General features: G+C 63.8%; 10 protein-coding genes. 5 read left to right on the plus strand and 5 right to left on the minus strand.

Features of this window, described 5'->3' with window-relative positions; all coding sequences use genetic code 11:
* Positions 1 to 42 precede the first annotated feature (42 nt).
* Positions 43 to 1,299: a hypothetical protein gene (locus tag LJE69_RS19035; protein ID WP_296927636.1), complete on the plus strand. Its 1,257-nt coding sequence runs from the start codon at positions 43 to 45 to the stop codon at positions 1,297 to 1,299.
* A 177-nt stretch (positions 1,300 to 1,476) separates the two neighbouring features.
* Here the strand turns inward: LJE69_RS19035 and LJE69_RS19040 are convergent, their stop codons facing one another.
* The 3 genes from LJE69_RS19040 to LJE69_RS19050 all read right to left on the minus strand — a co-directional run bounded on the left by LJE69_RS19040 (position 1,477) and on the right by LJE69_RS19050 (position 4,591).
* A complete protein-coding gene (locus LJE69_RS19040) occupies positions 1,477 to 2,463 on the minus strand; it encodes a hypothetical protein (protein ID WP_296927638.1) in 987 nt (328 codons plus the stop codon).
* An 8-nt stretch (positions 2,464 to 2,471) separates the two neighbouring features.
* The gene (locus tag LJE69_RS19045) at positions 2,472 to 3,611 is read right to left on the minus strand and encodes a hypothetical protein (RefSeq protein WP_296927639.1); all 1,140 of its coding nucleotides are present in this window, start codon (positions 3,609 to 3,611) and stop codon (positions 2,472 to 2,474) included.
* Positions 3,612 to 3,796: 185 nt separating this feature from the next.
* Entirely contained in the window at positions 3,797 to 4,591 is a 795-nt protein-coding gene (locus LJE69_RS19050; protein ID WP_296927640.1) for a hypothetical protein, read from the minus strand.
* Positions 4,592 to 5,202: 611 nt separating this feature from the next.
* On the opposite strand from LJE69_RS19050, the gene LJE69_RS19055 reads away from it, so the two are divergent.
* The 4 genes from LJE69_RS19055 to LJE69_RS19070 are packed head-to-tail and all read left to right on the plus strand — an operon-like array spanning position 5,203 to position 10,109.
* Positions 5,203 to 6,333: an efflux RND transporter periplasmic adaptor subunit gene (locus LJE69_RS19055; RefSeq protein ID WP_296927641.1), complete on the plus strand. Its 1,131-nt coding sequence runs from the start codon at positions 5,203 to 5,205 to the stop codon at positions 6,331 to 6,333.
* Entirely contained in the window at positions 6,330 to 9,461 is a 3,132-nt protein-coding gene (locus LJE69_RS19060) for an efflux RND transporter permease subunit (RefSeq protein ID WP_296927642.1), read from the plus strand. Before LJE69_RS19055 ends, LJE69_RS19060 begins: the two co-directional genes overlap by 4 nt.
* 7 nt (positions 9,462 to 9,468) lie before the next feature.
* Positions 9,469 to 9,768 carry a DUF6516 family protein gene (locus LJE69_RS19065; protein WP_296927644.1) on the plus strand — a complete coding sequence of 100 codons (300 nt, stop codon included), beginning with the start codon at positions 9,469 to 9,471 and terminating at the stop codon, positions 9,766 to 9,768.
* Positions 9,738 to 10,109 carry a transcriptional regulator gene (locus LJE69_RS19070; RefSeq protein ID WP_296927645.1) on the plus strand — a complete coding sequence of 124 codons (372 nt, stop codon included), beginning with the start codon at positions 9,738 to 9,740 and terminating at the stop codon, positions 10,107 to 10,109. Before LJE69_RS19065 ends, LJE69_RS19070 begins: the two co-directional genes overlap by 31 nt.
* 15 nt (positions 10,110 to 10,124) lie before the next feature.
* On the opposite strand, the gene LJE69_RS19075 is transcribed toward LJE69_RS19070, so the two are convergent.
* On the minus strand, positions 10,125 to 10,361 hold the full coding sequence (locus LJE69_RS19075; RefSeq protein WP_296927646.1) for a hypothetical protein: 237 nt from the start codon (positions 10,359 to 10,361) through the stop codon (positions 10,125 to 10,127).
* A gap of 130 nt (positions 10,362 to 10,491) precedes the next feature.
* Positions 10,492 to 10,878, minus strand: a 387-nt coding sequence (locus tag LJE69_RS19080; RefSeq protein WP_296927647.1) for a hypothetical protein, incomplete at its 5' end; no start/stop codon positions are given.

Raw genomic sequence — 10,878 nt, forward strand, 5'->3', positions numbered from 1 at the left:
CCTGCGTGCACATTCACCTGGGCCAATAGACACCAGACCGTCATGGGTACTCGTGCGCCACTGATCTCCTGGATGTTTCTGTGCGCCGCCTTCGCTCAGAACGTGACATGCGCGCAAGCGCGTGCGGACGACGAGTGGACATGGAAACCAGCGGCAGGCGGGGCATCTGCCAAGGCGTGGATATCCGCAACGGGGCGGCCGGACCGCGCGTTGACAATTGCCTTTCCCCTGGAGCAACGCTGCTACACTGCGGACTTGATGCTGACGGACGGCGAAGGACATATCCTACCCACCCGCCAGATCACGATGACGGTAGGTGATGAGGACTTCATTCTGTCCTCGGGTTCGGGCAGTGACATTGGCGTCTACGAGGCACCGCCTCCGGTGTTTCATGCGCTGAAGCGCGCGCGCATCCTGCGTCTCGCAACCCCCGATGGCGCGTATGTGTTCAGCCTCGCGGGAAGCGCGGCCGCAATCAACTCCGTCTGGAAAGCTTGTCAGCATGACGTCAAGACCGCACAGACCGGCGACACCAACACGGAGCCGCGCGCGGCACCAACGGCGCAGACAGACGGACCCGCGGGGAATGCAACGACTCCGCGGGCGGACGGGGGGCCTGGCGAGCCCCCTGTCTCCATGGCATCAGTCAGTCGCGGCGTACTTCCGATCATCGCGTTGATGTTCGCCATCGGGAATGCATTTCTCACCCTCGACGTGATCACGAAGGTGCTTTCCCTTCCCGCCTCGCCGCCGCCAGTTCCCCGCCAGTGGCGACGCGGCGCCGTGCTCGCGGGCGCCGCCGGCTGGATCGTTCTACCGGCGATATTTTTCGCCGCATACGGCCTAACAGGCGCCATGCTGACCGTGGCGGGCTATCTGACGGCGGGACTGCTGATCGCCGCCATTATGAAGCCGTCGGTCGCACTCTACGCCGCGGAAGGCGTCATCGATCGGGTGCGTAAGCTCCGCTTGCGCGGGAACCGGGTCAAGCGCGGCTCACGGCTGATCGTGGACGGCTACCGGCGCGCAGCTCGTCGGCACGCCATGGCCCCGACAGAAAGGACAACGGATGCGGAGATACTGAAACTGTTCGAGCGCGTGGGGTCGGCTTTCAAGTCCGTGGCGTATCAGAGAGGTGAGTCTCTGCCGGAGCCGCGCACGAACTACATCGTCTGGCGATTCCTGCAGGCATACGAAGCTATGGGGCATGAGGCATTCGATCTCCACCTGGAGAACGAACTGGCGAAGTACCGCAAGGGCGGTCTGCCTGCGGCCTACCGGAACGACCTCGTATTCTGACCCAAACGCTTGGCCACGTCTTACGCCCAAGCCACGTACTGGATAGACGCCCGATGGACATCGACTTTCTCATGTCCGCACTGCATTTTGTCCTCCGCTACCACAACGACAACGACAACGACAACGACAACGACAACGACAACGACAGCATACTTTGTCCAACCTATTTTTGATTCGCTACCCATCCATTACGGCAATGCCATCTGTTGTCCGGATCGGCTTGCCCCTCTCAATATACGACCACCAGTAATCAAGTCCCAGCCGGCGAATGACTTCTTCTCTTCGGCAGCGATCGTCGAACCAGACGGACAGATCATCGCGCCATTTGCATAGCCTGGACGCGTCAATTGCCTCTGGCCGCCACGCTTGAACGAAGACTACGGGCAAGCGCGCATAGGCCGGCATAAGCGCCGTGCGACGTATGATTGGAATGGCTCCGTGCAACAGGGCAGCCCAGGCCTTCGGTGATGGGTCGAGTCCACCACCCTCTACACAGACAACAAAAGCGTGCGCTTCCATCGCCGCGAGAAATTCAGACTGCGGTAACTCACCTTCAGGCGTCGTGCAGAACGAATACCACGGCCCCGCTGCAAATCGCGACACCTCCCGACGCGACTCCCATTGCCGCCCTTCCCGATGCCGGTGTGCGCAAAGGACCCTAAGGTCGCGCCCACGAAGTCGCGGACTTGCCGGTACCGTTATGCTGGAAGCACCCCCATCCGGAAAGACCAACCCGAGCGGGATCGGCGAACATTTCGGCAGACCTTCGTCATCCAGGTTCTCCACGTACCAATGCACGAGACCGGGATGACCAAGAATCCTGGCAATCGCTCTTTCCTCCTCCGTGTTGAATGGACGCAACCGGGCATCTATCTGATGGGGCAGCGTGACGTCCTCCGAACCGGTCACGAGGACGAAATCAGAAGTCAACGCCGGTAATACGCAATCGGCGAAGTAGCGAATTGCAGCAAAAGGCGAGCGCAGCGATAGAAAAATATGACTCGGGCTTTCCGTATCGCGATTCCTGTGTAAATGCAGCGTCGGCGACTTGTAGTCACTCAGGATGACCCAGTCGCAGCGCGACGCCAGCCCCGTGATACGGTACCCCGTCGCTCCTTCGTTCTTTGGGAACAGACGGGTGGAAAGAGGCTCCAAGAGCATCATGCGCCACCCTATGATCTTTCCGGATTGCCGCTATCTTTCTTGGCCTGCTTGTCGAGCGCCCGATTAGCCTTGAGATAGAATTTCCTAACTCCTGCGCAAAGATTGCTCTCCAAAGCGATCGCCTGCTTGGTCTCAGCTTTTGACAGGAACTGCAACCTGTGACGCTGCCATACCGGGTCGGCTCTCGTCACCCGGGCCTGCTCAAGAAGATCGTCAACCAGAAGCTCCAGACAGAAATCGAGGCTCGGCAAATTTAAGCCGGCTGCGAATTCGGTCGCAGCCTGCGCGCCAGCCAGCAACTCTTCGGCGATCTGCTCCGCCGATTTCTTTGCCGGATGAGAGCGGCCAGAGAAGTTCGCCCTTCTACTCGCTCCGAAGTTGGTCGTGCTCAACCAACCGGCCCCGCCATGCGGCCCATAGCAATATACGGGGCGGCGGGCACGTAGTGCATATTGCACCGTCTTACCGATGGTAACGACACTTGCGGCCGAGGCTATCTTCTCAGGCGTGACACGCTCTTTGGCGCCAATCTCGCCTATTAACCGGACCCTGACGCCTCGCTCTTCGAGCAGGCGGAAGGCATCCAGCAGTTCTCTCGTATGATGGTTCGAGACTGCCAGCAGATCAACTTCCACCCTGTCAGACGCCGGATAACGACCAAAGGCCCGTGGCGCAGGGTTCGGCCAGAGCCGCGCATCCGTGAACGGTACCCCGAACTCGGCCAGCTTCGATTGGGTCTCCAGACTGTTCGAAAGGATAACATCAGCCAGGTGCTTCTCGACGAATGGCCCCGGCAATTCCAGCGGCTCAAATGGCGAAAGATGATTCCATACGAGGAACGGGAACCTGTTCACTTTGTCGCCATCTAATGCAAGGTTTAGAAGCAGCGGAAAAACATGATGCTGGGCGTAGACCAGATCGATTGTTTGGAGATCGACCGTGTGCTCGCTCGCATGGAGCCTTACCCGATCCCCAAAAATGTCTTTGATGAAACCGGGGTCTGCTGATGTTACAAATAACTCGACACGGATTCCGCGGGAAACCAGTTCCTCGGCAAACTCGATGGCAACCAGTTCAGAGCCCGCCCACCTGAACAAATGGTTCGTGATAATAAGCGCCGAAGATACGCTCGCCGTATTCTCGCCCATGCTGTCACCCCTCGGTTTCAGACCATCCAGCCGGATCTTATGTACGAATGCGATCAGAAGCCAAGTGCGTTGATGATCATGCCAATGCGGACCATCCAATGTCGGCGGGATTGACTGCAACTCTTAGCGCTGCCACACATCTGGCAGAGCTCGCTTGTGGACATCTCGAATAAATCGAGGTCTCCTTAAGGGCGTGCCATTTGGCCATCCCGGGGATCGTACGTGTTGAACTCGTTCTGAACGTAGTCAAAATGCAGCGCACCCTTTCTCGGGAAATCGAGTGGTGTTCCCGGCAACCAAGCTGCAATGGCGCTGGCAACTTCATCAAGAAAGGCAGGATCCGTGGTTGATGAATTGCGTAATTTCTGAGCTAGGTCACGCCGAACCAGATTCATATGATACATTGCGACGGCTTCAACTGGAAAATGATAGTGCGTTTCCGCGCGGGCAGTCATACGACGGGTTGGATCAACATATGGACTCGGAAAATCGCGGACGCCAATTTGCGTACCGGGCTGAATTCGGGTAATGAAGCAACAGCGTGTCAGGTCTGGGGATCGCCAGACCGGGCGGCGCACGTGAAGGAAGCTAGACACGGACGTGCTTTCCCAACCTTCTTGCGCTATCAAGCGTCGGGCTTTCTCGACTTCGGCGGGCCGATAGAATTCGTCTGTGTCGAGGGACAAGAAATGCGTTGCACCGGCGGAACGTGCCGCCTCGAGGCCAAGCCTACGCTTCGTGGTTTCGTTCTGCCTGCGAGTCACCGAGAGATCTGGTGCATAGGAGATGGTCTCGTCAACGAGGCCCTCGTCCACCGCTGCCTGCAACGCCTGGCGAGCGTTGGCGGTTATCGGTTCTCCCGCATTCGAGATTTCTTGCCAAACGACTGAGATGTGGTCGATGACACTCCGCACGGCCCTGACGGACGCAAGGAAGTGCTCCTCCCCGTTGGGGTAATTGTAGCTGGCGGAAATGCGCATCGATGTAGTGCTAGGATGAGGAATCGATTTTGGTTCTTGATGTTGAAGGAGAGCGCCGGATCATAATGACGGCTGCACGACCAAACGAGTCAGTGCGATCCTGATTTCGCATCTGGTGAGATTACAATAGGCGCGGCGGGCACTGAAAGGCCATCTGAGAGCCTTCCCGATGCGTTCATATGAATTATGTTCATATGAGCATCGCGAAGGAGTGCACTCTGCGTGGTAACGCGGGATGACCGGGAATGCCCGAATGCAGCGGCGGGCCGTCGGCGAAGCGTGGGGGAGTGGGGGATTATACGAATCGAGTATACACGTGCCCCAAGAGCCTGGAAAGCTGTTGCGTGTCGGGCTCGCGGGGGCACCGGCGGCAGCCGAAGCGTGCCGCCCAACGACTGCCAGCCTGTGTCTACGCACACCTGGATCGGCCCGCCCGCAGTCACCTCATCGTCGGGCTACGGTGCGTAGGCACGCTTGCGGTTTCGTGTCCGTTGCGGAACCCTTTGCGCCCCCGTCGCACCAATCCTGACGGATTCGTCCCATAGGCTTGTGGCGCGCCGCGCCCGCCGGCACGCAGCGGATCCGCCCATCAATCGCTCAAATTCAAGATCATGCGCACAATCCCGAATCTGCACGTCCTGCTCTGCCTGTTGCTGCTGCCCGGCGCCGCCCTCGCGGCGGGTCCGGGCGTGATCGTCGCCGCGGCGACAGAGGGGCCTTGGGCGGACCGCACGGAGGCGCTGGGCACGCTGCGCGCCAACGAGTCCGTGGTCGTCACAGCCAACGTGACCGAGACCATCTCGGCGATCCATTTCGACGACGGCCAGCGCGTCGGTCAGGGCGACATCCTGGTGGAGATGACCAGCGCCGAGGAGAACGCGCTGCTGGAAGAGGTGCAGGCGCGGGTGGCGGAGGCGGAGCGGCAGTTCCGGCGCGTGCAGTCGCTGGCCGCGAGCGGCTCGGCGTCGGCGTCGCTGCTGGACGAGCGCCGGCGCGACCTGGATACAGCGCGGGCATCGCTGATGGCGGTGGAGTCGCGACTGAAGGACCGGCTGGTGAGGGCGCCCTTCGCCGGGGTCGTGGGCCTGCGCAACATCAGCCTCGGGGCACTGGTGGAGCCGGGGGACGCCATCACGACGCTCGACGACGACAGCGTCATGAAGCTCGACTTCGCCGTGCCGAGCGTCTTCCTGCCGTCGCTGACGCCGGGGCTGGCCATCGAGGCCCACGCGCCCGCGCTGGGGGAGCGCATCTTCGCGGGCGAGATCAGGGCCATCGACACCCGCGTCGACCCGGTGACCCGCTCGGTGCAGGTGCGGGCCCTGATCCCGAACCCTGACCGGCTGCTGCGGCCGGGCATCCTGATGCGCGTTGACCTGCTGCGCAATCCGCGCCAGGGGCTGACCATCCCGGAAGAGGCGCTGTTGCAGCGGGGCGAGGCGCATTTCGTGCTGGTACTGACCGACGGTGACGACGGCCAGCCCGTCGCCGAGCGCCGCGAGGTAGAGATCGCTGCGCGCCGGCCCGGCTTCGTCGAGGTCACAAGCGGCCTCGACGCTGGCGAGCGGGTCATCACCCACGGCGCCGACAAGGCGAAGCCGGGCGAGCCGGTGGCCGTGCTGGCCGTGGACGACGGCTCACGCACGCTCGCGGAGATGCTGGCGCAGATGCCGAGCGATGCGCCGGCCAATGCACCTGGCGGCACCGGCCAGCCCGCGACCGCGGCCGGGGCGGCACGATGATCCTGTCCGATGTCTCGATCCGCCGCCCGGTGCTGGCGACGGTGCTGTCGCTGCTGCTGGTCGCCTTCGGCCTGGTCGCCTTCGACCGGCTGCCGCTGCGGGAATATCCCGACATCGACCCGCCGGTGGTGTCGGTGGACACCGTCTATCCGGGCGCGGCGGCTAACGTGGTGGAGACCCGCATTACCCAGCCCATCGAGGACCGCATCGCCGGCGTCGAGGGCATCCGGACCATCGAGTCCCAGTCCGAGGACGGCCGCTCGACGATCAATGTCGAGTTCGACATCGGCCGCGACATCGACGGCGCCGCCAACGACATCCGCGACCGCGTCTCCGGCATCCTCGATCAGCTCCCGGTGGAAGCGGAGCCGCCGGACATCCAGAAGGTAGACAGCAACGAAGACGTCATCATGTGGCTGAACCTGGTCAGCGACCGGATGACCGTGCCGGAGCTCACCGACTACGCCCGGCGCTACCTGGTGGACCGCTTCTCGGTGCTCGACGGCGTCGCCCGCGTGCGCATCGGCGGCGACCAGACCTATGCCATGCGCGTCTGGCTGGATCGCAACGCCCTGGCCGCCCGCGGCCTCACCGTGGCCGACATCGAGCAGGCGCTGCGGGCGGAGAACGTGGAGCTGCCCGCGGGCAGTGTCGAGTCCCTGGAGCGCCAGTTCAGCGTCCGCACCGAGCGCAACTTCAAGACCCCGGAGCAGTTCGCGCGGCTGGTCGTCGCCCGCGGCAAGGACGGCTACCTGGTACGCCTGGGCGACGTGGCGCGGGTCGAGCGCGGCACCGAGGAAGACCGCACCGTGTTCCGCGGCAACGGCGTGCCGATGATCGGGCTCGGCATCATCAAGCAATCCACCGCCAACACCATCGCCGTCGCGGACCTGGCCAAGGCGGAGATGGCCCGCATCAACCCGACCCTGCCCGAGGGCATGGAGATCAAGCAGTCCTACGACACCTCGGTGTTCGTCAAGGACGCCATCAAGGAGGTCTACAAGACGCTCGGCATCGCCATCTTCCTGGTGGTGCTGGTGATCTTCCTGTTCTTGGGCTCCGTGCGCGCGATGCTGGTGCCGGCGGTGACCGTCCCGGTGTCGCTGATCGCGACCTTCACGGTGCTGCTGGCGCTCGGCTTCTCCATCAATATCCTGACCCTGCTCGCGCTGGTGCTGGCCATCGGCCTGGTGGTCGACGACGCCATCGTGGTGCTGGAGAACGTGCACCGGCGCATGGAGCAATACGGCGAGACGCGGCTCGTGGCGGCCTTTCGCGGCACCCGGCAGGTGGGCTTCGCGGTCATCGCGACCACGGTGGTGCTCGTGGCCGTGTTCGTGCCGATCGCGTTCCTGCGCGGCGACGTTGGCCGGCTGTTTTCGGAGTTCGCGCTCACCATGGCCGCGGCCGTGAGCTTCTCGACCTTCGTCGCGCTGTCGCTGTCGCCTATGCTGGCCTCCCAGATCCTGCCTCAAGCCCACCGACGCGCCACCCTCAGTGCCGGCGTGGACTGGGTCTTCGCCCGCGTGCGCGCCGGCTACGGCATGCTGCTGCGGTTCTTTCTTAAGCAGAAGTGGCTCGTCGGGCTGCTGTTCGCGGCCACCATCGCCGGCGCCGGGTGGCTGTTCCAGCACATCCCGCAGGAGTACGCGCCCAAGGAGGACCGCGGCGCCTTCTTCCTGCTGGTGAACGGCCCGGAAGGCGCCTCCTTCGGCTACATGGAGCAGTACATGGACGAGATCGAGCGCCGCCTCCTGCCCTACGCCGAGTCCGGCGAGGCCATCCGCGTGCTGATGCGCGCGCCCCGCAACTTCGGCGGCGGCGAGAGCTACAACACCGGCATCGTCATCATCGTCATGGCCCCCTTCGGCGAGCGCCGCTCCAGCTTCGCGGTCATGGACGAGATCCGCGCCAAGCTCGCCGACCTGCCCGGCGTGCGCGCGTTTCCGGTCATGCGCCAGGGCTTCGGCGCCCGCATCGCCAAGCCGGTGCAGTTCGTCATCGGCGGCGGCACCTACGAGGAGCTGGCCGCCTGGCGCGACGTCCTGCTCGCCGAGATCGACGAGTCCAATCCCGGCCTGATCGGCATCGACTGGGACTACAAGGAGACCAAGCCGCAGTTGCGCGTGGCCATCGACTACGACCGCGCCGCGGACTTGGGCGTGACCGTCAGCACCATCGGTCGCACGCTGGAGACCATGTTCGGCTCGCGCAAGGTCACCACCTACATCGACGCCGGCGAGGAATACGACCTGATCCTGGAGGGCGAGCGCGACGCCCAGCGCACGCCAACCAGTCTTCAGAACATCTACGTACGCTCGGCGCGCAGCGGCGAGCTGATCCCGCTCTCCAACCTGGTGCGGGTCACCGAGATGGCCGACTCCAGCAGCCTCAACCGCTACAACCGGGTGCGCGCCATCACCATCGAGGCCAACCTCGCCGACGGCCTCGCCCTGGGCGACGCGCTCAAGTACCTCGAGAAACTGGTCGCCGAGCATCTGCCCGAGCAGGCCATCGTCGACTACAAGGGCCAGTCCGAAGACTTCCGCAGCTCCGGCGGCGGCATCCTGTTCGTGTTCCTGCTCGGCGTCGCCGTCGTCTATCTGGTGCTCGCCGCCCAGTTCGAGAGCTGGGTGCACCCGTTCGTGATCATGCTGACCGTGCCGCTGGCCATGGCCGGCGCCCTGCTCGGCCTCTGGCTCACGGACCAGACGCTGAACATCTACAGCGAGATCGGCCTCATCATGCTGGTGGGCCTGTCGGCCAAGAACGGCATCCTCATCGTCGAATTCGCCAACCAGCTCCGCGACCAGGGCAAGGCGTTCCGCGACGCCCTGATGGAAGCCGCCGACGTGCGCCTGCGCCCCATCGTCATGACCGGCATCACCACCGCCGCCGGCTCCGTGCCGCTGTTGTGGAGCAGCGGCGCCGGCGCCGAGACCCGCACCGTCATCGGCACCGTGATCCTCGCCGGCGTGCTCGCGGCAACCCTGTTCACGCTGTTCGTCGTGCCGGTCGCCTACGACCTGCTGGCAAGGCGCACCGGCTCACCGGGGGACGTGGCGCGGCGGTTGGCGCGGGAGGAGGCGCAGACAGTCGATGCCGCCTCGGAACCGCGGCCGGTGTAATGCGCGCATGTCGGCGACGCTGATCGCGCGTTGGCGGAGCATCTCCGCCACCGGAACCGGGGTAGAGCTCATCGTCTGGCGAGTGCCCCAGCCTCTCCCGCCGACAACACACGGCTACAAGTATCGGCTCGTATACGTGGTCGACGGCAAGCGCGTCGTCGGTTTCGACAACGAGCGCGGCAAGGGCGATCATTGCCATATCGGCAACCGAGAGCTGCCGTACAGGTTCACGACCGTGGACCGCTTAATCGATGATTTCTTCCGCGAGGTGGAGAGATGGGGTCCGCAGACGCGACACGACGACTGACGATCACCGTCGATGCCGACTGGCGCGGCGCGCTCCGGGACGCGGCGTCGGCCGCGTTCGCTGCTGATACGTATTTGGGCGAAACGCTGAACTTCGAGACGCCGGCCGCCTTCTTCAGCCGGCTGACGGGGCGGCGCTGGGCGCTGCTTCAGGTGCTGCAACGAGAGGGGACGCTGACCATCGACGCGCTGGCGCGCCGGGCAGGGCAGGCGCTCGAAACCGTTGGCGAGGATGTCGCCGTGCTGCTGGACCTTGGGCTCATCGAAGAGACGGCCGGCGGGCACCTGATCTGTCCATTCGCTGACATCCATGTCGACATGCATCTGCGCGAGGCGGTTTGACCGTCATCGGCACCGTCATCCTCGCCGAGGTGCTCGCTCGGCCTGTTCATAATGGCGATGGGGCACGGACAAGAAGTGGTCCAGCACGCGCTGGCCGAGCCGCTCCCGGTCGGCGCCGGCCAGATCGGCGGCGGCGACGGCGCCCACCACCGGGTGCAGGTCGTAGCGCCGAGCGCGGGCCTCGTATTGCAGCAGGCCGCGGCGCTCCAGCTTCCGCACCGTGCCGGTGAGCGGTCCTCGTAGCGCTGGCAAGCGCGCGGCGCCGCGTCGTCGATGCGGTGCTGCATCGGCTGTACATCACCCCGGGGGCCACTAGGCGACCGGGCGCGTGTTGCCCTGCCGCCCAAGCAAGTCCTGTTCACCTGCTTCGTGCACCTCGCAGTTACAAAAATCCAGTCTCTGGAGGGTCGGCATCCTGTTCAGAGCCGAGGTTGTTCGCACAGCGTTTCTCCCAATTCACTTTTATTTGTCGTCGTCGAGCGTTGTCGTTGTCGTTGTCGTTGTTGTTGTCGTTGTCGTTGTCGAGTATCCGACCACGACCACGACCACGAGCGGAGACTTCGATCGAGGCCTGTCGCGGCGAGGACGCCGATCCCACGGCAGGCGGCTGCTGGCGGAAGTCATGATCAACGCCGACAATCGGGCGGCGACGCACGGCGGCAAGGCGGGCTAGACTGGCCCTTGAGACAGCGTAACCCGAAGCACCGAGCCCGATGGATGCGTACAAGCTGAAGACCATCGACGACTTGCTGGCAAGCCCGGAGGAGCG

The sequence above is a fragment of the Thiohalocapsa sp. genome, assembly GCF_022340605.1.
Lineage (GTDB): Bacteria > Pseudomonadota > Gammaproteobacteria > Chromatiales > Chromatiaceae > Thiohalocapsa.